This window comes from Kribbella sp. CA-247076 (assembly GCF_050942445.1).
Classification (GTDB): domain Bacteria; phylum Actinomycetota; class Actinomycetes; order Propionibacteriales; family Kribbellaceae; genus Kribbella.
In genome coordinates this window covers 5,373,215-5,392,652 of record NZ_CP192051.1, presented here as the reverse complement: position 1 = coordinate 5,392,652, position 19,438 = coordinate 5,373,215, and the positions used below count along the sequence as shown (strand labels likewise).

Here is a 19,438-nt window from a genome sequence, read left to right as displayed (position 1 = left end):
TAGAGTCCTTCCATGGCTGTGAACTTGACGCGGATCTACACCCGGACCGGTGACGCCGGCGAGACCCGCCTGGGCGACAACTCGACGACGTCGAAGACGGATCCGCGGCTGGCGGCGTACGGCGAGGTCGACGAGGCGAACTCCGCGATCGGGGTGGCCATCGCCGCCGGGCACCTGAACAGCACGCTGGTGATGCTGCTGACCCGGATCCAGAACGACCTGTTCGACGTCGGCGCCGACCTGTGCAACCCGATCACGCCGAACCCGGAGTACCCGCCGCTGCGGATCACCCAGGAGTACGTCGACCGGCTCGAGGGCTGGTGCGACGACTACAACAGCCGGCTGACCAAGCTCCGCTCGTTCATCCTCCCCGGCGGGACCGAGGGCGCCGCGTACCTGAACGTCGCCCGGACCGTCGTCCGCCGGGCCGAGCGGGCCGGCTGGGCCGCGGTCGAGGCCCACGGCCCGTCGGTCAACCTGCTCGCGCTCACCTACCTCAACCGGCTGTCCGACCTGCTGTTCATCCTCGGGCGGGTCGCCAACCTGTCCTCCGGCGGCGACGTGCTGTGGGTCCCCGGAGGCGAGCGCACCCCGTGACCGTCACCTGGCTCCGCCCCGATTCGGCCGAGTACGAGGCCGCCCGCCGCCCGGCCATGCCCCGGTACGGCGAAGTGCGCCCGGCCGCGATCGCGCAGTGCTCGTCCGCCGACGACGTGGCCGAGGTGCTCGCCGAGGCCCGGCGGACCGGACAGCCCGTCGTGCCGCGCAGTGGCGGGCACTGCTTCGTCGGCCGGTCGTCCACCGCCGGCATCGTCCTCGACGTCTCCCCGATGTCGTCGGTCGAGGTCAAGGACGGCATGGCCTGCGTCGGTGCCGGCGTCCGCCTGCCCGTGTTGTACGACGCATTGGACGCCGAGGGACTGACGATCCCGGCCGGCTGCGGACCCACTGTCGGGATCGCCGGCCTGGTCCTCGGTGGTGGGATCGGCCTGCTCGGCAGACTGCACGGACTGACGTCCGACAAGCTGGCCGCGGCCGAGTTGGTGCTCGCCGACGGCCGGGTCGTGCGCTGCGACGCCACGGAGAACGCGGACCTGTTCTGGGCGATCCGCGGCTCCGGTGGCGGGCAGTTCGGCGTGGCCACGCGGTTCTGGTTCACCGGTGTGCCGGCGCCGGTCGCTCACCGCCTCCACCTGATCTGGCCGCGCGACCATGCGCTCGCCGTCGTCGAGGCGTGGCAGCGCTGGGCGCCGTACGCGCCGGACGAGGTCAGTGCGGTGGTGAAGGTGACGCCGGAGGGCGTGCACGTGTTCGGACTCGTCGTCGACGATCTCGATCAGGTCGACCGGTTCGTGGTCGCGGTCGGCAGCGAGCCTGCGTCCACGTCGATCGCGCGGATGCCGTATCGCGAGCTGAAGCGCTCGGTCGTCGGCCTCGGGGACGTCGAGCACGCGGAGCCGCAGCTCGATATCAGCAAGTCGGCGTTCTTCGCGGACAGCGTTCCGGCCGGGACCTGGCAGGACGTGCTGCGGTCGCTCGGCGACGCCGTCCTAAACCTGACAGCGATGGGCGGGGAGTACAACCGCCGCGATCTCGACTGGAGTGCTTTCGCCCACCGCGAACAGGCGTTCCTGCTCGAGCTGGTCGCGGGCACACCGCTTCCGGCGGGCGAGGCAGCGCTGCAGGCGGCCGAGACGGAGCTGCGCTCGACGCTCGCCGGGCTGTTCGCCCCGTTGGCGCCGTTCAGCTCAGGCCGGGCGTACGTGAACTTCCCCGATCCCACGCTGGACGACCCGCTGAAGGCGTACCACGGCGCGAATCTCGACCAGCTGCGGAAGGTGAAGCAGACCTACGACCCGGAGGGTTTCTTCACGTTCCCGCAGTCGCTCACACCAGCTGCCAGTTGAGCGGCATCCGCAGCAGTCCCTCGGGCGGCAGGCCCAGCGCGCGGTAGATGCCGGTGGTCAGGCCGTCCATGGTCAACGGTTGGGCCCTGACCGCCAGGTCGTCGGTCGTCGTGGGCGCGCGCAGCTGGTCGAGCAGGTTGCGGTGCGGAACCGTGGCCAGGCCGATGGCGTCGCGGTCGAGGCCGGCCCGGTTGCAGGCGATCGTCAGCGCGTGCTGGAAGCCGCCCAGCTCGTCGACCAGCTTGTGCGCGTGGGCGTCGGCGCCCGTCCAGACGCGGCCGCGGGCGAGCGACTCCAACTGCTCCTCGGGCAGCCCCCGGTCCTGCGCGGCCTTGGCGACGAAGTCCCGGTAGATCCGGTCGAGGGTCTCCTCCAGCCGGGCCCACTGCTCGTCGGTGAACTCCTCCTGCGCGGAGAACATCCGCGCGTTCTCGCCCTCGGACACGGCCTGCTGCGTGATCCCGATCCGGCCGAGCGCGTCCCGGACGACGCCCTTGCCGGTCAGTACGCCGATCGACCCGGTGATCGTGCCCGGCTGGGCCACGATCACGTCGGCCGGCATCGAGACGAAGTACCCGCCGGACGCGGCCACGCTGCCCATCGAGGCGATCACCGGCCGCCCGGTCGAGCGCAGGCGCAGTACTTCGTTCCGGATCGCGTCCGAGGCGACGTACGAGCCGCCCGGGCTGTCGACCCGCAGGACGACGGCCTTCACCTTGTCGTTGTCCGCCACCGCCCGCAGCGCGGCGCCGACCGTGTCCGAACCCGAGCTCGAACCGCCGAGCGGGCTGCCGGAGTTGCGGCCGACGTTGATCCCACCCGAGACGCGGACGACCGCGACCAACGGCTTCTGCGGCCACGGGAGCTGTTTGCGCAGGTCCTGCAGTGTCCGCGGCCCGCGGCGGATGTACCGCTCGGCCAGCAGGCGGGTGGTCTCACCGAGCGCCTTGCGCAGCTCGTCGTACACGTCGGAGCGGTAGCCGAGGCGGTCGACCAGCCCGGCCTCGAGCCCGGCCTGGGCCGGCAGCGGCGCGCTGTCCACGAGCTCCCGCACCCGCGCGGTGTCGAGCCGCCGTCGTACGGCGATGCCCTCGACGACCTGCTCGTACGCCGACTCCGCGAGCCGGGACGCCATCTCACGGGCGGGCCCGGTCATCTCCTTCTCGGTGAAGGTGTCCGCGGCGGTCTTGTACTCGCGGCGCTTGCCGAACTGAGGGATCACGCCGGCCTTGTCCAGGGCGGCGCGGACGAACACCGCCTGCACGGAGACGCCGGTGATCGCGAGATCGCCGGACGGCTGCACCCAGATCTCGTCGAACGCAGTGGCCAGGTAGTACGGCACCGTGCCGTGACCGGTCTCGCCGAACGACTCGGTCCACGCGACCGCGGCCTTGCCCGACGTACGGAAGTCCGCGACCGCCTCACGCAGGTCCTGCACCTGGGCGAGCGACAGCCGGTGCCCGCCGAGGTGGGCGACCAGGCCGACGACGCTGTCGTCGCGAGCGCCCTTCCGGAGAGCCGCCACCAGCTCCCGCAGGGTCGGCAGGTGCCGCGAACGGAACGCGGCCACCGGCGAGGCGGGCGGCGTCTCGAGAACGCCCCGGGTCAGATCCAGCTCGAGCAGAATCCCCATACACCGACCCTAGACCCCACCCACAAGTACCTTCAGCGGTCCTCTGAGGACCGGCCGGGATCAGGACGCGTCGAGGAGGCCGCGGGCGGCGTCCTCGTCGCGCGGCCAGACGTACACCGTCCAGCCGTCCTTCGTCCGGGCCGCGGTCGCCTTGATGCCGAAGTCCTTCAGCATGGACACCTTCACCCGGGCCTCGTTGTAGGTGCGGAAGGTGCGGATGTCGATCAGCAGGCCGAACGAGTCCCGCTCCGCCGGACGCTGGTCGACCCGCCGGACCAGCGAGCCGCCCTTCGCCTTCGAGAAGGCCCAGCGGCACAGCAGCACCATCAGCCCGGCCAGGGCGATGGCGACGAGGGGGAACAGGAAGTACTGCTCGGCGAACACGGAGACCATTGTCTCGCGTCCGGCGAAATAAATGCTCGCGAGGTCTTGGCAACCTTCTGCCGTCCCGGGGAGTCTTTACGATCACAAGCAGCACGCTGCAGTGCGGCCGATGACTCGGGGGCCGCCGGGAGAGCGGAGGGCACGGACATGCTCGCACCGACCCACGACCGAACAGCAACGAACACGACTGGTCCGACCACGGCGCCGGACAACGTCGTCCGCCTGACCGGAATCCTGGACGTCCGCTCCGTCGGCGACGTCCGCCAGACCTTGAACACCGTGATCGACACCTCGGTCGGCGACGTGATCGTCGACCTCGAGCAGGTCGACGCGGTCGACGCCACCGGCCTCGGCCTGCTGGTCGCGACCCATCGCCGTACTCAACTGCTGGGCCGCCAGCTCGTCCTCTGGCACCCCGTGCCGTCGGTCGTCCGCATCCTCGCCGTCACCCGCCTGCACCGCATCCTCCGGGTCGAACGCACCCCACTGCCGATCAGCGCCTGAGTGTGATCCAGACCCCTGGTGACACCGGTCACGAGGTGAGGACTCACAAGCGAACGTAGTCCTACTCTCGGGTACATGGCGACCGAGAAGGATCGACCGTGGGTGATGCGGACGTACGCGGGCCACTCGTCCGCGGCGGAGTCCAACGCCTTGTTCCGGCGGAACCTGGCCAAGGGCCAGACCGGCCTGTCGGTCGCCTTCGACCTGCCGACGCAGACCGGCTACGACGCCGACCACCCGCTGGCCAAGGGCGAGGTCGGGAAGGTCGGCGTGCCGGTCGCGCACCTCGGTGACGTCCGGGCGCTGTTCGACCGGATCCCGCTCGAGCGGATGAACACCTCGATGACGATCAACGCCACCGCGATGTGGCTGCTCGCGCTCTACCAGGTCGCCGCGCAGGAGCAGGGCGCGCTGCCGTCCGAGCTCACCGGGACGACGCAGAACGACATCGTCAAGGAGTACCTGTCGCGTGGAACCTACGCGTTCCCGCCGGACGCGTCGCTGCGGCTGACCACGGACGTGATCGCCTACACGGTCGCGCAGATGCCGAAGTGGAATCCGATCAACATCTGCAGCTACCACCTGCAGGAGGCCGGGGCGACGCCTGTGCAGGAGTTGGCGTTCGCGATGTCGACGGCGATCGCCGTACTCGACCGGGTACGGGACGCCGGGCAGGTGCCGCCGGAGCGCTTCGGCGAGGTGGTGCAACGGATCTCGTTCTTCGTGAACGCCGGCGTACGGTTCGTCGAGGAGACCTGCAAGATGCGCGCGTTCGTCCGTCTGTGGGACGAGTTGACGCTGCAGCGGTACGGCGTGACGGACGCGAAGGCCCGCCGGTTGCGGTACGGCGTCCAGGTGAACTCGCTCGGGTTGACCGAGGCGCAACCCGAGAACAACGTCCAGCGGATCGTGCTCGAGATGCTCGGAGTCACGCTGTCGAAGAACGCCCGCGCGCGGGCCGTGCAGTTGCCGGCCTGGAACGAGGCGCTCGGCCTGCCGCGGCCGTGGGACCAGCAGTGGTCGCTGCGGATGCAGCAGGTCCTGGCGTACGAGTCCGACCTGCTCGAGTACGACGACATCTTCGACGGGTCGCACGTGATCGAGGCGAAGGTCGACTCGCTGGTCGCGGGTGCCCGCGAGGAGATCGACCGGGTGCAGGCGATGGGCGGCGCGGTCGCGGCGGTCGAGAGCGGCTACCTGAAGCAGGCGCTGGTCGCCTCGCACGCCGAGCTCCGGCAGCGGATCGAGTCCGGCGAGCAGGTCGTAGTCGGGGTGAACAAGTTCGAGAACACCGAGCCGTCGCCGCTGACCGCTGACCTCGACACCGCGATCCAGACCGTCGACCCGGCCGCCGAGGAGGCCGCTCTGACCTCTCTGCGGGAATGGCGTGCTCAGCGCGACGCTGCGGCCGTGGAGGTTGCGCTGACCAAGCTGCGGGCGGTGGCCAAGACCACGGACAACCTGATGCCGGTCACTCTCGAGTGCGCCCGCGCGGGCGTGACGACGGGGGAGTGGGCCGGGGTCCTGCGGGAGACGTTCGGCGAGTACCGCGCGCCGACCGGGGTGTCCGGGTCGGTCGGCGTCTCCGCGGGCGGTACGGCGATCGCCGCCGTACGGTCCCAGGTTGCCGCCACGGCCGAGGAGTTGGGCGGGCGGTTGCGGTTCCTGGTCGGGAAGCCGGGGCTGGACGGTCATTCGAACGGGGCGGAGCAGGTCGCCGTACGGGCCCGGGACGTGGGGTTCGAGGTGATCTACCAAGGCATCCGGCTGACCCCCGAGCAGATCGTCGCCGCCGCGGTCGCCGAGGACGTCCACTGCGTCGGCCTGTCGATCCTGTCCGGCTCGCACATGGAACTCGTCCCGCAGGTCGTCGCCGGCCTCCGCGAAGCCGGCCTCGAAGACGTCCCCGTCGTCGTCGGCGGCATCGTCCCCGACGCCGACGCCCGGACGCTGCTGTCGGCCGGGGTCGCCGCCGTCTACACCCCCAAGGACTACGACCTCACCGGCATGATGTCCGACGTAGTAACCGTCATCCGCCAAGCCAACAAACTGTAATTACCCCACGCGTGCTGCGCGGAGCCTCCTTCGTCGGCCCCGCTCCGCGCGCTCCCGCCCGCCCAGTTCTCCTTGCGTGCTACCGCCCGCGATCCCGCGGCTACCGCCGCACTGTGCGGGCTGCCGCCCGCGGTGGAGGGCTTTGTCGGCGTCCGTTCGTCAGCGGACCGCCCGCCGTGGGTAACCGGCGTATGCATCCACACGCGTGCTGTGCAAAGCGTCAGTCGGCTGTGCCTATTGGTGACCGCGGAGCTGACACGTGCGGCTCGAACTCACGTCGCGCTGCTGTTGCCCGGTGCCTGGTCGGGGGAGGGGGTTAAGACCACCACTTGTCTGAGGGGGCTAGGGCGTCTGGGGTTTGGGTGGTGGTGTCGAGGGCGTCCAGGGCGGTGACTGCTTCGTCGTCGAGGGTGAAGTCGAAGACGGCGTAGTTCTGTTCGATGCGTTCGCGGTGGGTCGACTTCGGGATGACCGACAGGCCCTTCTGGATCGCCCAGCGGATCAGGACCTGCGCGGGGGTGCGGCCGGTGGCCTCGGCGATCCGGCCGACGACCGGATTATTCAGGTGCTGCCCGGTGCCCAGCGGGCTGTAGGCCTGGGCGACCACGCCGGCCTGCTCACACGCTTCGACCAGCGCCCGGCGGTAGTCGAACGGGTTGAACAGGATCTGGTTGACCGCCGGCTGGATCTGGCTGACCTTGAGGAGCTCCTGCAGTTCGTCCGCGCCGAAGTTGGAGATGCCGATGGCTTTCGCGAGGCCGGCCTCGCTGGCCTTCTCCATGCCCGGCCAGGCCCACGTCGGCCCGCCCTGAGGCCAGTGGATCAGGTACAGGTCGACGTACTCGGTGTCGAGCCGCCGCAGGCTCTTCTCCGCCTCGACCAGCGGGTCGCGGCTTCCCGGGTAGAACTTCGTGGTGAGGAAGATGTCCTCCCGCGGGATGCCGCTGCTCCGGATGGCGCGGCCGACACTCGCCTCGTTCCCGTAGGCCTGGGCGGTGTCGATGAGCCGGTAGCCGGCTTCGAGCGCCATCGAGACCGACTGCTCGGTCTGCTTGCCGTCGGGCACCTGCCAGACGCCCAACCCCAGCACCGGGATCGTCTCGCCGTTCGACAGAGTTCGGGTCGCCTGCGCGTTGTCGGTCATGCACCTCTTGTACCACGCAGGCCAACACCTGTCCGCCGTGAGCCTGAGTAGCACGCGTGGGGGACTTCAGGAGCTTGCCGACTTCTGCTGGATGAGGTCTTCGACGGCTTTGGGGATGGTGGTTTCGAAGTCGAGGAGTTTGGTCCAGGTGGGGGTGATGGTGATGACGACCATCTCGGAGTAGAGGGCCTTCACGCCGGCTTCCCAGTCGGGGTACTGCTCGTCGGTCATCACCTTGTGGCCGGCGGTCAGGTAGCCCTCGGGGACGCCCTGGACGACCTCGACCTCGGCGGAGCCGCGAATGAGCAGGACCTTCGGCGGGAAGGCGCCGGTGTCGATGGTGAGTGCGACCCGCGGGTTCTTGCGGAGGGCGGCGACCTTGGCCGACTTCGAGGCGGTCGCCATCACGATCTGGGTGCCTTCGGTCCAGAAGCCGATCGGGATGGCCCGCGGATCGCCGTCGAGCCCGGTGTAGGCCATCCGGGCGGGCTCGTTGCCGTTCAGCAGCGCCTGGGCGTAGGGCTTGGCCAGGATGGTGGCGATCTCTTCCGGCGTCATGGTCGTGGTCATGGTGCGGATCCTTCCATCGGAGGTTGCTTTCACCCAGGGGACGAAGCCGACGGACGGTCCTCGACATCGGTAGGTTGACGAATCGTGGAGATTTTCGGATTCGGTGCCGGGACGGTCCAGGTCGGTGACGACGGCGCGGTCGAGCGGGTGGTGCACCCGGACGGCCGGCAGGTGCTGCTCGACGACGACGGCGGCGTGCACGACACGTTGCACGCCTGGGGCAAGGGGTTCGTGGTCACCACCGGCGGCAGTCGGCGGTTCGACCATCCGGCGCTGGTGCGCTGGCGGCAGACCGGGATCGACCTGCTCTACCAACTGGATGATCTGGAGTTGCGGGTCGGCCGCCGCTTCGGCAAGCAGTGGACGGAGACGTACGAGCTCCGCAATACGAGTGCCGAGCCGGTCGAGATCGGTTCGCTCGCGATCAGTACGCCGTACCGCGACACCTACCGTTCGAGCCGGGAGAGCCTGACCGGGGCGGTGCACGCGCACGTGTGGACGGGCGGCGCCGATGCGTGGGTCTGGGCGGTCCCGATGGACGGCAGCGGTCCCGGTCTGGGGCTCCAGCTCAAGGAGGGCGAGCTGTGGGCGTACTCCGTCGAGTCCCGCGAGGCCGGCACCAGCAGCAACCTCCGCGGTCACCTCTATCTGCACGTCACCGACCACGCCCGCGCGCCGCACGCGATGGGCGGCCAGACTCCGATCACGCTCGCGCCGGGAGCGTCGTACCGCTGGACCTGGGAGCTCTCCTGGTACGACGACCTGCCCGCCTTTCACGCGGACCGGCAACCGCTGATCGACGCGGACCGCCTGGCGGCGCGGACCGGCGAGACGATCCGGCTCGGCGGAAGCGGACCGGCCGAGGTGACGAGTGACGAGCCCGGTCTCCAGCACGTGGAGGCGACGGACGGGAAGCGGACCGCGCGGATCGGGGTCCTGTTCCACGAACCGCTGCGGGAGATCGTTGAACGACGCGTCCGGTTCATCCTCGACCACCAACGTCGTCCCGAGCTGGCCGACAGCCGCCGGTACGCGTTCGTGCCGTTCGACAACGAGAGCGGACTGACCGTGCTCTCCGCCGCGTGGGGCGACTGGTCCGACGCCCGCGAGCGGATCGGGATGGCGATCCTGCTGCAGGAGGTCCGCGATCGCGGGTGGGGCGACCGCGCCGAGCTGGACGAGGCGCTCGCCGGGTACGAGCGGTTCGTCCGCGAGCACCTGGTCGACGAGGACGGCACGGTCCAGGACGACAGCATCCATCAGGGACGAGTCCGGCTGTACAACTTCCCGTGGTTCGCCCGGTTCCTGCTCGGCCAGGGTGATCGGGCCGGCGCGACCCGCATCCTCGAGCGGTACTACGAGCTCGGCGGCGCGCACTTCCTCGCCTTCGACCTCGGCCCGCTGCTGAGCGAGCTCGGCCTGCACGACCGGCTCGTCGAGCATGCGCGGACGTTCATCGAGTACGGCGACGAGCTGCCGCCGCACGAGGTGAACTACGAGCAGTCGATGGTCGCGCCACTGCTCGAGCTCCTCGTCTCGGCGTACCGGATCACGCCCGGTGAGTTCGACGGCGCCGAGCTGAACCGCCGCCTCAGCTGGCTGACCGCGTTCGCCGCCGACCAGCCCGACGCACGGCTCCGGCACGTGCCGATCCGGCACTGGGACGGGTACTGGTTCGGCCGGCTGCGGTTGTGGGGCGACGTCTTCCCGCACTACTGGTCCGCGCTGAGTGCGGTCGTGTACGCCGCCTGGCCGCGCGAGCTGGTCGATCCGGAGACCGCGACCTGGCTGGACGCGGCCACCGACGCGATCCTGCGCGCGAACCTGGTCAACTTCGCGACCGACGGTACGGCGACCTGTGCCTTCGTCTACCCCAGTTGCGTCAACGGCCAGCCGGCGTACGTCGCGGACCCGCTGGCCAACGACCAGGACTGGGCCCTCGTCTACGCACTCAGGCTGGGTCTCGACTGAGCCGCGGCAACAAGTCGCGCAACGTGCCCATCAGGTACTTGTGCACGCTCGTCCCGTACGAGATCCGCCCGGCCCCGGCCGCGATCAGCTCGGCCGCGGTCGGACCCTCGGGTGCGGCGTGCGCGTTGATCGGGCCACCGATCCCGGTGACGACCTCGGGCAGCACGTCCACCGGCGCGAAGATCGGGTAGACGCAGTCCGCGCCGGCCCGCCGGTACCGGCGCCCGCGATCGATGGCGTCGGCAACGTCCTCGCCCCCGAGGAACGTATCCACCCGCGCGTTGATGACCAGGTCGGCCCCGGCCGTGGCCCGCACCTCGGCCAGGTAGTCCGCCTGCTCGGCCGGGTCGACGAGGACGTCGTCGACCGAGTCCTCCAGGTTGCAGCCGACCGCGCCGGTCTCGAGCAGCCGCTCGGCGAACTCCTTCGGCGGCAGCTCGTAGCCCGCCTCCAGATCCGCGGTGACCGGTACGTCGACCGCGCGGGCGATCCGCGCGACCGCGGTGAACATCTCCGCCACCGGGGTCAGCTGGCCGTCGTCGTACCCGAGGACCCGGGCGATCGCTCCGCTGCTGGTCGCGACCGCGGGGAACCCGGCCTCGGCCACGATCCGCGCGCTGACCGGATCCCAGGCGTTCGGCAGGATCAGCGGCGGACCGCCGTGGTGCAGCGCGCGGAACAGCTCGGCCTTCGATGCCATCGCGTCAGCTCGGCTGGTAGTGGCCGGGCTGCATCCGTCCGGTGACGCCGATCCGGGTCCAGGCGTTGATCGTGACGATCAGCGCGATCAGCTGGGCGAGACCCTTGTCGTCGAACGCCTGGGCGGCGACGTCGTACACCTCGTCCGGGACGTGGTCCACGCTCACCAGCGTGATCGCCTCGGTCAGCTCGAGTGCGGCCTGCTCCTGCTCGGAGTAGAACGTGCGGGACTCCCGCCAGACCGGGAGCAGGCTGATCCGCTGCTGGTTGTCGCCGAGGTGCAGCAGGTCGAGGGAGTGCATATCGGTGCAGTAGGAACAGCCGTTCAGCTGGGACGCCCGGATCCGGACCAGATGGGCCAGCTTCGGGTCCAGCCCGGTCGCGGACACCGCGTCCAGCGCGATCATCGCCTGGTAGAAGTCGGGAACGAGGTTGGCGAGCTTGACCCGCCGCGTCGAGGTGCTCATGGCACCAACATAGGCCTCGAAAGGCCCAGTCCCCTGGTCCACTTCGAGAGTAGATCCAGGGGCCAATTCTGCCGGCTCAGGCCTCCGGCATCGGCGCGTCCAGGAACGTCAGGACGACATCGCGGACCAGGTCGGTCCGGGCGAGACCGGAGAAGTGCGTGGTCCCGGGGAAGACCGCGAGCTGCGAGGCCGGGACGCCGACGAAGTCGCCGTTCACGTCGCTGCCGCGCAACCGCGCGAACTTCACCGCGTGCTCGAGCTTGACCGCGTCGTTGTCGCCGACGGTGATCAGCGTCGGCGCGGCGTACCCGCGGATGTCGTCGTCGGACCAGCCGTCGCCGCCGATGTCGTAGCCGCCGAGCTTGGTCAGCAGGACCTGCAGGTGCTCGTGGTCCGGGTGTGGTGACTTGGCCAGGTAGTCCGCCTCCATCGGCGTACCGGCGATCATCTCGACCTTCATCTCGCCGACCGCGTCGGAGTTCTCCTCGCGGTCGCCACTCGGGTGGTACGAGACCGACGAGATGATTGCCTTGCGCACCAGCTCCGGGTGGCGGATGGCCAGGTGCAGGGCCACCGCGCCGCCCACGCTGAAGCCGAACACGTCCACCGCCGGTACGCCGAGGTGCTCCAGCAGCCCGACGACGTCGGCGGCCAGCGACTCGGTGCCGAGCGGGCGGTCGGCGTCGTTCGTCCGGCCGTGCCCCTGGAAGTCGGTGGCGATCACCCGGCGGTTCGCCGACAGGCTCGGCAGCAGCTCGCCGAACTGCAGGTCGATGTTGAACAGTCCGCCGTGCAGGAGCAGCAGCGGCGTCCCCCCGGAGCCGTGGAGCTCGTAGTACATCTGCAGGCCGTTCACCGGCGCGTACCCGGACTCCGGTGCGGACGGAGCTGGAGTGGTCTGGTCGGTCACGCGGCTCTCCCCTTCGGCTGTGTATCAGCAGATCGGACACCGGGGACTGTTGCCGCCCGGTGCGTTGCCGCGATGCTAGCCGCAGACCCGTCCACCGGTGGCCGGGCGCCGAACAGCAGATGTCGCTGAGTTCACAGGTTTCTGACTGACTGATCAGTCAGTTGGTCGCTATGCTGGACAGTGATCGACCGGGCGTTCCTTCGACGAAGTGAGGTGCCGCGAAATGGCGCTGGCGAATGCGTCGGTCTCTCGTCGTCGGGGGGACCGCCGGAGGAGAAACCAGACGAAACTGGCCGACCACGTCGACCGGCTCGGGGAGGAGCATCCGCCGATCCCGCTGGACAGCGTGGACTACACGATCAACCGGCCGGCCGAGCTGGCCGACCGGTTCGGGGCGGTGCTGTCCTACATGTCGCGGGTCGAGCTCGAGGTCGAGCGGAACGTGCTCGAGCTGAACATCCTGCTGCCCGACCCGCCGGAGGTCGATCGGCACTTCTACGCCGACGTGTGGCTGCCGCAGGAGACCCACCACGGGATCATCCTCGACCGCGTCCAGGTGCTGGCCGGCCTCGAGAGCGCCGAGCCCAACCTGACCGACGTGTCGTTCAAGCTGAAGTTCCTCGGTGCGCTCGGCCGGGCGCGCGGCATCCAGGACGTGAGCCGGATGCTGTACTACCTGACCGGCCTGGCCACCGAGCGCTCCGCGGTGCTTGCCTACAACAAGCTTCACGCCGGCCTGATCGAGCTGGGCGAACGGGCGATCGCGGCCACCGTGGTCGGCCCGATCAAACGGCAGGAGCCGGGCCACTTCGCCTACTACCAGATGGCCGCCCGGGAGCTCTGGGCGCAGCTGGGCGGCTGGCAGCGGTGGGTGGTGCGGACCTTGCGCAAGCGGACCTTCGGCCCGGTCGGCGTTGACAACGACCGGCAGCGCGTCGAGTTCGGCGAGGTGATGACCGCGCTGGAGATGAGCACCGGTGACGAGGCCGACCTGCAGCACTACGCCCGCCAGATCGGCCGGGTCGAGCACGAGTTGTTGTGGGCGCACCGGCAAGGTCTGCGGGTGCCGGACTACATCTTCAAGGCACTCCGGCGCGCCGCCGAGGCAGCCGCGGATCTGAAGGGGGATCACCGGCCGTCCGCTGGACGGAGCGATCCATGACCGCGCACGCCACCGCCAAGAACACCAAGCGCCAGGTGATCATCGAGACCGCCGAGCGCCTGTTCGCCGACTGCGGGTACGACGCGACGTCCACGGCCCGGATCGCGCACGAGGCCGGGGTCCCGTCCGGGCTGGTCTTCTACCACTTCAACACCAAGCTGGACCTGCTGCTCGCGATCGTCCAGGAGCGGCCGACGCCGGGCGACGTACTCCCCAGTGCGGCGCGCGGGCGGTCGATCCGGCAGCGGCTGCGGGCGGTCGTCAGCGTGATGGCCGACGAGCTCGAGCTCAACCGTTCGGTGCGGATCATCGTGTTCCGGGAGGCGCAGGCGCGTCCCGAGATCGCCGCCCGCGCGGCCGAGTTGTTCGCCGAGGCGGCCACCACGGTCGCCGAGGTGCTCAGCGGTGCCGACGACGTGGTCGCCGACCCGGCCCGGGTCCGGGCGGCGGCCGAGCTGATCGTCAGCCGGGTGTTCCTCGACGTGATCGCGCTCGGCCGCTCCGACACCGCGCTCAAGCGGCACGCGGCGATGATCGACATGCTGGCGGAGTCGCTTACGACGTCCCCTCCGCCGTGAGGCCGTAGGCCGCGGCGTACTCCGGGGACGGCGGGATCGGCGTGATCACGTCGACCAGCGTGCCGCTGGGGTCGAGCGTCATGAAGTGCCGCTGACCGAAGTCCTCGCTCCGCAGGCTGAAGGCGATCTCGTGACCGGCCGCGGCGATCCGGTCGTGGACGGCGTCGACGTCGTCGACCTCGATCGAGACCAGGACCCCGGCCGGGCGGAGCCGAAAGCGTTCGGGAACGCTCTCGTGCTCGCGGTCGACGATGCCGAGTTGCGGCCGCGCGCCGCTGGGGGCCTCGAGCTGGACGTACCACCCGACGTCGAAGATCGACCGGAAGCCGAGCTGGTCCACGTAGAAGTCCCGGGTCGCCGCCACGTCGTCGGCGCACACGACCGGGAAGATGCTGGTGATCACGGCAGGTTCCTCTCTCTCGCTGCTGTCACCACCGACGCTCCACCCTCCGGTCGCCGGAGGGTCAAGCCTCCCGGCGAGCGCTCAGGCCGTCGAGGATCAGGTCGAGGCCGAAGTCGAACTCGTCGGCGAAGTCGTACCCGGGCAGCGCGTAGAACTCGGTGGCCATCTCCACCAGGTGCGGATAGTCGCCGGCCGCGAACTGTTCCATGATCGAGTCGGCCACACCGGACACGCTGTCCGGGCCCTCGAACGGCAACGCCGCCTCCTGGACCGCGAACCCGTACACGAACGCGTCCAGTACGGCGTACGCGTGCGCGGTCATCGCCGGCGAGAAACCCGCCGCGCGCAGGGTGGCGATGACCGCGTCGTGGTGGCGCAGGGTCGCCGCCCCCGGAGTCGTCCGCGACTCCATCAGCGCGACCGCCCAGCTGTGCCGGCGCAGCACCTGCCGGGCCGACACCGCCCGCCGGCGGATCTCGGTGCGCCAGTCGCCGCCGGCCGCCGGCAGCTCGATCTGGTCGAAGACGAAGTCGACGATGCCGTCGAGGATCTCGTCCTTGTTCGCCACGTGGTAGTAGACCGACATCGGCTTGACGCCCAGCTGCTGGGCGAGCGACCGGATCGTCAGCGACCCGAGCCCGCCCGCATCGGCCACCGCGACCGCCGCCGCCAGCACCCGCTCCCGACTGAGCCGGGTGCGCTCCTGGGACTTGTCCACCGCAGCTTTCTCCATCCCCGGACCATAGCAGTTTCGTACAAAGTACGATACGCTGGCCGTACTTAGTACGAAAGGCTGGAACCCATGAAGACCACCACGACCACCAGCACCACGAGCGCCACGACCATGCGGGCGATCCTGCAGCACACCTACGGCGCGCCGGACGTCCTGCGCGCCGGACGGCTCGCCCGGCCCACGATCGGCGACCACGAGGTGCTCGTCCGCGTCCGCGCGGCCGGCCTCGACCGCGGCACCTGGCACCTGATGACCGGCAAGCCGTACCTGCTCCGCCTCGCCTTCGGCCTCCGCAGGCCACGCAACCCCGTGCCCGGGCGGGACGTCGCCGGCCTCGTCGAGGCGGTCGGCCCGGCGGTGACCAGGTTCGCCGTGGGCGACGAGGTGTACGGCGTCGCGCCCGGCTCGTTCGCGGAGTACGCCGTCGGCCACGAGGACAAGCTGGCCCGAAAGCCGGCCAACCTCACGTTCGAGCAGGCCGCGGTGGTCCCGATCTCCGCGCTGACGGCTCAGGACGCGGTCACCGTCGGCCGGGTCCGGGCGGGTCAGCACGTGCTGATCTCCGGAGCATCGGGCGGCGTCGGCAGCTATGCGGTGCAGTTGGCCAAGGCGCTCGGCGCCGAGGTCACCGGCATGGCGAGCACCGCCAAGCTCGATCTGGTCCGGGCGCTCGGCGCGGACCACGTCCTCGACTACACCCGCGAGGACTTCGCCGCGACCCCGGGCCGCTACGACGTGATCATCGACATCGCCGGCAACCCGTCGCTGTCCCGGGTACGCCGGGCGCTCAAGTCCACCGGGACGGCGGTGGTCACCGGTGGCGAGGAAGGCGGCGACCTGACCGGCGGGATGCACCGGCAACTGGGCTTCCTGATCGCGTCACCGTTCGTCCGCCAGCGGCTGACCATGTTCGTGAACAAGGAACGCGGCCGCGACCTCGAGCGGCTCACCCCACTGATCGAGGCCGGCCAGGTGACGCCGAGCGTCGACCGGACCTACCCCCTCGAGCAGGTTCCGGACGCGATGCGCCACCTCGACGCCGGCGCAGTCCGGGGGAAGGTCGCGATCACGGTGTGAAGGCGGTCCGGGCAAGCTCGCGGTCACGGTGTGAAGCCGGGCCGGGGGCGGTCCGCGGGATAAGGTCCAGGGCATGGAGGGCACTTCGGCGGGGTCGGATCTGCATCTGGATCTGGCGGCGACGCGAGGGCGGAACGACCTGGTGCGCGCGTTGCACGACTCGATCCGGAGCGGCCGGTTGCCGGCCGGGACCCGGCTGCCGTCCTCGCGGTCGCTGGCCAAGGACCTCGGCATCGCCCGGAACACGGTCGCCGACGCCTACGGCCAGCTCGTCGCCGAAGGCTGGCTGGCCGCTCGCCAGGGGTCCGGCACGGTGGTCGCCAACCGCGCGAGCACGCCGCCGGGCGCCGTACCGCCGCTGCCGCCCGGGCCGACGGAGACCACGTTCCGGTACAACCTGAGGCCGGGGGCGCCGGATCTGTCGATGTTCCCGCGCGGCGAGTGGCTGGCGGCCGCGCGCAAGGCGTTGCCCTCGGCACCCAACGAGGCCTTCGGGTACGGCGACCCGCGGGGCCGGGCCGAGTTGCGCCGGGTGCTCGCCGACTACCTCGCCCGGGCGCGTGGGGTCCGGGCCGATCCCGAGCGGATCCTGATCTGCTCCGGGTACGTGCAGGCGCTGAGCCTGCTCAGCGAGGTGCTGAAGGCTCGCGGCGGGACGACGGTGTCGGTGGAGGAGTTCGGCTACGCATTGCACCTGGACGTGATCCGGTCACGCGGGCTCGACCCGGTGCCGGTCCCGGTCGACGGGCTGGGTGCCCAGGTGTCCGCGTTGTCGGGCCAGGCCGCGTTGCTCACGCCGGCGCACCAGATGCCGACGGGCGTGCCGCTCGCGCCTGAGCGGCGTACGGCGGCGGTCGAGTGGGCCCGCGACACCGGCGCGGTGCTGATCGAGGACGACTACGACGGGGAGTTCCGGTACGACCGGCAGTCGGTGGGGGCGTTGCAGGCGCTGGACCCGGAGCGGGTCGTCTACACGGGCACGGCCAGCAAGAGCCTCGCGCCGGGGTTGCGGTTGGCGTGGATGGTGCTGCCGCAGTGGCTGATCGAGCCGGTGGTCGCGGCCAAGCGGACCGCGGACTTCCAGACCGCGACGCTGGACCAGTTGATCCTCGCGGAGTTCATTGCCTCCGGCCACTACGACCGGAACGTCCGCCGCTGCCGCCTGCACTACCGCCGGCGTCGCGACCGCCTGGTCCAACTGCTCGCCGTCCGGGCGCCGGAGGTGAAGGTGGCCGGCATCTCCGCGGGCCTGCACGTCCTGCTCGACGTACCGGGCGACGCCGATGAGATCGTCCAGCGGGCCGCCCGCCAAGGTCTCGGGCTCACCACCCTCGGCACGTACCATTTCGACGCCACCCCGGGCCCGCGCCAGGCCGTCATCGTCGGCTACGGAACCCCTCCTGACCACGCCTACCCGGGCGCCCTCGACCTCCTCTGCCAGGTGCTAGGCGTCTGACCTGAACTGTGTGGCGAGCGAGTGGATGTCGGCTGGGCCGACTCGGCAGCAGCCGCCGAGGTAGGTGGCGCCGGCGGCGAACCAGGCGGACGCGAGTGACGTGGTGTGCGCGGTCGGGCCGGTCCAGCGACGGCCGGTGGCATCCCAGGCCTCACCGCTGTTCGGGTAGGCGATCGCAGGCTTGCCGGTGACCGCGACTGCGGTCTCGACGGCGGGCAGGACGTCCTCCGGTGCGCAGCAGTTGATGCCGACCGCAACCACCCGATCGACGGCGGCCGCCGCGAAGGCGTCGGCGAGCGGTTGACCCGCGCGGGTCTCCGACCCGGCGATCGAGTACGAGAACCAGGCCGGGTAGTCGAGCTCGCGGAGGAGGTCCACGAGCACGAGCGCCTCGTCCAGATCGGGGACGGTCTCGATCGCGAGCAGGTCCGGCCCCGCGTCGATCAGCAACTCCAGGCGCGGGCCGTGGAAGTCCCGCAGCACCGAGGCGCTCACGCCGTACCGGCCGCGGTACTCCGAGCCGTCCGCGAGCATCGCGCCGTACGGGCCGACCGAAGCGGCCACCAGGCGTCCGGGGAATTCGTCGCGTACGTCCCGGGCGATCCGCACGCTGTCACCGATCAGCCGCTCGGCCTCGGCCCGCGGGACCCCGGCGCGCTCGAAGCCGACCACGCTCGCCTGGTAACCGGCCGTCGTCGCGACCATCGCGCCGGCTTCGTAGTACGCCCGATGTACCGCGGCGATCTCGGCGGGTGCATCGCGGAGGAGCCGGGCCGACCACAACGCGTCGGAGAGGTCGTGACCCCGATCCTCCAGCGCGTTCGACATCCCGCCGTCGAGGATGACCGGCCGGTCAGATCCCATGGACGAGCTCGAAGACCTCGTTGGCGCAGCCCCACGACAGCGTGACGCCAGAGCCGCCGTGACCGTAGCAGTGGACGACCGGCTCGCCGGACGTCGTCCGGACGAGCTCGCAGCGGATCGTCGGCCGGGCGGGCCGGAGACCGACGCGGTGCCGGAGGACCTTCGCCTCGCGGAGCTGGGGGACCAGCTCGGCCGCGCGGTCGAGGATCTGGTCCGCGATCTCTGGGTCGGGCGCGAGGGTCCAGTTGCCGGGCTCGCTGGTGCCGCCGACAACAACGTCCTTGTCCCGAGGGATCACGTAGACGAGCTCCGTCGGCGCGCGGTCGGCGATCAGCCACTCGGTCAGCCCACACTGCTCGACCGTCATCACCTGGCCGCGGACCGGGGTGACGGTCGGGTCCGACGCGGTCAGGCGGGCGCCGAGGCCGGTGCAGTTCACCACCACGTCGGCCGTCGTGGGCAGCGCCGACAACGCCGCGCGGGTGAGCGTGCCGCCCGCCTGCTCGAGGCGCTTCACCAGCGACTGCAGGTAGACGGGCATCTCGATCACGGGCGCGGTGAACGCCCACCCGTCTTCGAACCCGGTCGGTGGCGACGGCACCCGGGTCAGATCGGAGAGTACGTCGGCCCAGCGCGGATCCGGCGTCCGGTGCACCAGGAACTCCCGGCCGTGCCGCATCCGCACCGACGGCTCGAGCTCGGCCAGCTTGGCGAACTCGTCGTACGACGTCCTGGCCCACGCCGCCACCCGGTCCTCGGGGGCCGACAGGTATGGGTACCAGATCGCGGCCGCGACCGCCGACGTCGTCTCCAGCGGCAGATCGCGGCCGAACACGGCCACGTCGTACCCGCCCTCGGCCAGCCGGACGGCACAGGTCAGCCCGATCACGCCCGCACCCACCACGATCACGCGCATTCACA

20 protein-coding genes are annotated in these 19,438 nt (G+C 70.6%); 9 read left to right on the top strand and 11 right to left on the bottom strand.

All coding sequences use genetic code 11. The features are described 5' to 3' along the window. Positions 1-12 precede the first annotated feature (12 nt). The gene (locus tag ACQPYZ_RS25355) at positions 13-597 is read left to right on the top strand and encodes a cob(I)yrinic acid a,c-diamide adenosyltransferase (protein ID WP_433160496.1); all 585 of its coding nucleotides are present in this window, start codon (positions 13-15) and stop codon (positions 595-597) included. Beyond that, a complete protein-coding gene (locus tag ACQPYZ_RS25350; protein ID WP_433160495.1) occupies positions 594-1,907 on the top strand; it encodes an FAD-binding oxidoreductase in 1,314 nt (437 codons plus the stop codon). The genes ACQPYZ_RS25355 and ACQPYZ_RS25350 overlap by 4 nt, the downstream gene beginning before the upstream one ends. On the opposite strand, the gene sppA is transcribed toward ACQPYZ_RS25350, so the two are convergent. After that, entirely contained in the window at positions 1,888-3,540 is a 1,653-nt protein-coding gene (gene sppA / locus ACQPYZ_RS25345) for a signal peptide peptidase SppA (RefSeq protein ID WP_433160494.1), read from the bottom strand. The two genes, ACQPYZ_RS25350 and sppA, sit on opposite strands and share 20 nt — an antisense overlap. A gap of 60 nt (positions 3,541-3,600) precedes the next feature. Next, complete coding sequence (locus ACQPYZ_RS25340) at positions 3,601-3,933, bottom strand: hypothetical protein (RefSeq protein ID WP_433160493.1); 333 nt, start codon at positions 3,931-3,933, stop codon at positions 3,601-3,603. A 138-nt stretch (positions 3,934-4,071) separates the two neighbouring features. Here ACQPYZ_RS25340 and ACQPYZ_RS25335 point away from each other — a divergent pair, with 138 nt between their 5' ends. Beyond that, on the top strand, positions 4,072-4,428 hold the full coding sequence (locus ACQPYZ_RS25335) for an STAS domain-containing protein (protein WP_433160492.1): 357 nt from the start codon (positions 4,072-4,074) through the stop codon (positions 4,426-4,428). 75 nt (positions 4,429-4,503) lie between these two features. After that, positions 4,504-6,483: a protein meaA gene (locus ACQPYZ_RS25330; RefSeq protein ID WP_433160491.1), complete on the top strand. Its 1,980-nt coding sequence runs from the start codon at positions 4,504-4,506 to the stop codon at positions 6,481-6,483. A 316-nt stretch (positions 6,484-6,799) separates the two neighbouring features. Here the strand turns inward: ACQPYZ_RS25330 and ACQPYZ_RS25325 are convergent, their stop codons facing one another. Together ACQPYZ_RS25325 and ACQPYZ_RS25320 are read right to left on the bottom strand one after the other, a co-directional pair. Further along, the gene (locus ACQPYZ_RS25325) at positions 6,800-7,627 is read right to left on the bottom strand and encodes an aldo/keto reductase (RefSeq protein WP_433160490.1); all 828 of its coding nucleotides are present in this window, start codon (positions 7,625-7,627) and stop codon (positions 6,800-6,802) included. 66 nt (positions 7,628-7,693) lie between these two features. After that, positions 7,694-8,197 (bottom strand): pyridoxamine 5'-phosphate oxidase family protein, encoded by a 504-nt coding sequence (locus ACQPYZ_RS25320; protein ID WP_433160488.1) that lies wholly within the window; start codon positions 8,195-8,197, stop codon positions 7,694-7,696. 84 nt (positions 8,198-8,281) lie between these two features. Here ACQPYZ_RS25320 and ACQPYZ_RS25315 point away from each other — a divergent pair, with 84 nt between their 5' ends. Beyond that, positions 8,282-10,168 carry a hypothetical protein gene (locus ACQPYZ_RS25315; protein ID WP_433160486.1) on the top strand — a complete coding sequence of 629 codons (1,887 nt, stop codon included), beginning with the start codon at positions 8,282-8,284 and terminating at the stop codon, positions 10,166-10,168. Here ACQPYZ_RS25315 and ACQPYZ_RS25310 read toward each other — a convergent pair. The 3 genes from ACQPYZ_RS25310 to ACQPYZ_RS25300 form a co-directional block, all read right to left on the bottom strand. Then, positions 10,149-10,868 carry an isocitrate lyase/PEP mutase family protein gene (locus tag ACQPYZ_RS25310; protein ID WP_433160485.1) on the bottom strand — a complete coding sequence of 240 codons (720 nt, stop codon included), beginning with the start codon at positions 10,866-10,868 and terminating at the stop codon, positions 10,149-10,151. The two genes, ACQPYZ_RS25315 and ACQPYZ_RS25310, sit on opposite strands and share 20 nt — an antisense overlap. A gap of 4 nt (positions 10,869-10,872) precedes the next feature. Continuing rightward, on the bottom strand, positions 10,873-11,334 hold the full coding sequence (locus ACQPYZ_RS25305) for a carboxymuconolactone decarboxylase family protein (RefSeq protein WP_433160483.1): 462 nt from the start codon (positions 11,332-11,334) through the stop codon (positions 10,873-10,875). Positions 11,335-11,410: 76 nt separating this feature from the next. Further along, positions 11,411-12,244, bottom strand: a complete 834-nt coding sequence (locus tag ACQPYZ_RS25300; RefSeq protein ID WP_433160481.1) for an alpha/beta fold hydrolase — start codon at positions 12,242-12,244, stop codon at positions 11,411-11,413. 223 nt (positions 12,245-12,467) lie between these two features. Here ACQPYZ_RS25300 and ACQPYZ_RS25295 point away from each other — a divergent pair, with 223 nt between their 5' ends. Continuing rightward, positions 12,468-13,406 (top strand): GTP-binding protein LepA, encoded by a 939-nt coding sequence (locus tag ACQPYZ_RS25295; protein ID WP_433160479.1) that lies wholly within the window; start codon positions 12,468-12,470, stop codon positions 13,404-13,406. Beyond that, a complete protein-coding gene (locus ACQPYZ_RS25290) occupies positions 13,403-13,984 on the top strand; it encodes a TetR/AcrR family transcriptional regulator (RefSeq protein WP_433160478.1) in 582 nt (193 codons plus the stop codon). Before ACQPYZ_RS25295 ends, ACQPYZ_RS25290 begins: the two co-directional genes overlap by 4 nt. Here the strand turns inward: ACQPYZ_RS25290 and ACQPYZ_RS25285 are convergent. Then, a complete protein-coding gene (locus ACQPYZ_RS25285; RefSeq protein WP_433160477.1) occupies positions 13,962-14,387 on the bottom strand; it encodes a VOC family protein in 426 nt (141 codons plus the stop codon). The two genes, ACQPYZ_RS25290 and ACQPYZ_RS25285, sit on opposite strands and share 23 nt — an antisense overlap. A gap of 61 nt (positions 14,388-14,448) precedes the next feature. Next, the gene (locus ACQPYZ_RS25280; RefSeq protein ID WP_433160476.1) at positions 14,449-15,120 is read right to left on the bottom strand and encodes a TetR/AcrR family transcriptional regulator C-terminal domain-containing protein; all 672 of its coding nucleotides are present in this window, start codon (positions 15,118-15,120) and stop codon (positions 14,449-14,451) included. 69 nt (positions 15,121-15,189) lie between these two features. On the opposite strand from ACQPYZ_RS25280, the gene ACQPYZ_RS25275 reads away from it, so the two are divergent. Both ACQPYZ_RS25275 and ACQPYZ_RS25270 read left to right on the top strand, forming a co-directional pair. Beyond that, positions 15,190-16,197, top strand: a complete 1,008-nt coding sequence (locus ACQPYZ_RS25275) for an NAD(P)-dependent alcohol dehydrogenase (RefSeq protein ID WP_433160474.1) — start codon at positions 15,190-15,192, stop codon at positions 16,195-16,197. 73 nt (positions 16,198-16,270) lie between these two features. Continuing rightward, a complete protein-coding gene (locus ACQPYZ_RS25270) occupies positions 16,271-17,653 on the top strand; it encodes a PLP-dependent aminotransferase family protein (RefSeq protein WP_433160472.1) in 1,383 nt (460 codons plus the stop codon). Here ACQPYZ_RS25270 and mmuM read toward each other — a convergent pair. Both mmuM and ACQPYZ_RS25260 read right to left on the bottom strand, forming a co-directional pair. Next, positions 17,642-18,517 (bottom strand): homocysteine S-methyltransferase, encoded by an 876-nt coding sequence (gene mmuM / locus ACQPYZ_RS25265; RefSeq protein ID WP_433160470.1) that lies wholly within the window; start codon positions 18,515-18,517, stop codon positions 17,642-17,644. The genes ACQPYZ_RS25270 and mmuM overlap by 12 nt on opposite strands. Continuing rightward, complete coding sequence (locus tag ACQPYZ_RS25260) at positions 18,507-19,433, bottom strand: FAD-dependent oxidoreductase (protein ID WP_433160469.1); 927 nt, start codon at positions 19,431-19,433, stop codon at positions 18,507-18,509. The genes mmuM and ACQPYZ_RS25260 overlap by 11 nt, the downstream gene beginning before the upstream one ends. Positions 19,434-19,438 lie beyond the last annotated feature (5 nt).

Bases quoted from the DNA above. Each gene is read 5' to 3' on its own strand.
- ACQPYZ_RS25340 (WP_433160493.1), bottom strand. From the start codon at position 3,933: ATGGTCTCCGTGTTCGCCGAGCAGTACTTCCTGTTCCCCCTCGTCGCC.
- ACQPYZ_RS25275 (WP_433160474.1), top strand. From the start codon at position 15,190: ATGAAGACCACCACGACCACCAGCACCACGAGCGCCACGACCATGCGG.
- ACQPYZ_RS25305 (WP_433160483.1), bottom strand. From the start codon at position 11,334: ATGAGCACCTCGACGCGGCGGGTCAAGCTCGCCAACCTCGTTCCCGAC.
- ACQPYZ_RS25270 (WP_433160472.1), top strand. From the start codon at position 16,271: ATGGAGGGCACTTCGGCGGGGTCGGATCTGCATCTGGATCTGGCGGCG.
- ACQPYZ_RS25280 (WP_433160476.1), bottom strand. From the start codon at position 15,120: ATGGAGAAAGCTGCGGTGGACAAGTCCCAGGAGCGCACCCGGCTCAGT.
- ACQPYZ_RS25295 (WP_433160479.1), top strand. From the start codon at position 12,468: ATGGCGCTGGCGAATGCGTCGGTCTCTCGTCGTCGGGGGGACCGCCGG.
- ACQPYZ_RS25335 (WP_433160492.1), top strand. From the start codon at position 4,072: ATGCTCGCACCGACCCACGACCGAACAGCAACGAACACGACTGGTCCG.
- ACQPYZ_RS25330 (WP_433160491.1), top strand. From the start codon at position 4,504: ATGGCGACCGAGAAGGATCGACCGTGGGTGATGCGGACGTACGCGGGC.
- ACQPYZ_RS25290 (WP_433160478.1), top strand. From the start codon at position 13,403: ATGACCGCGCACGCCACCGCCAAGAACACCAAGCGCCAGGTGATCATC.
- ACQPYZ_RS25320 (WP_433160488.1), bottom strand. From the start codon at position 8,197: ATGACCACGACCATGACGCCGGAAGAGATCGCCACCATCCTGGCCAAG.
- ACQPYZ_RS25310 (WP_433160485.1), bottom strand. From the start codon at position 10,868: ATGGCATCGAAGGCCGAGCTGTTCCGCGCGCTGCACCACGGCGGTCCG.
- sppA (WP_433160494.1), bottom strand. From the start codon at position 3,540: ATGGGGATTCTGCTCGAGCTGGATCTGACCCGGGGCGTTCTCGAGACG.
- ACQPYZ_RS25325 (WP_433160490.1), bottom strand. From the start codon at position 7,627: ATGACCGACAACGCGCAGGCGACCCGAACTCTGTCGAACGGCGAGACG.
- mmuM (WP_433160470.1), bottom strand. From the start codon at position 18,517: ATGGGATCTGACCGGCCGGTCATCCTCGACGGCGGGATGTCGAACGCG.
- ACQPYZ_RS25260 (WP_433160469.1), bottom strand. From the start codon at position 19,433: ATGCGCGTGATCGTGGTGGGTGCGGGCGTGATCGGGCTGACCTGTGCC.
- ACQPYZ_RS25355 (WP_433160496.1), top strand. From the start codon at position 13: ATGGCTGTGAACTTGACGCGGATCTACACCCGGACCGGTGACGCCGGC.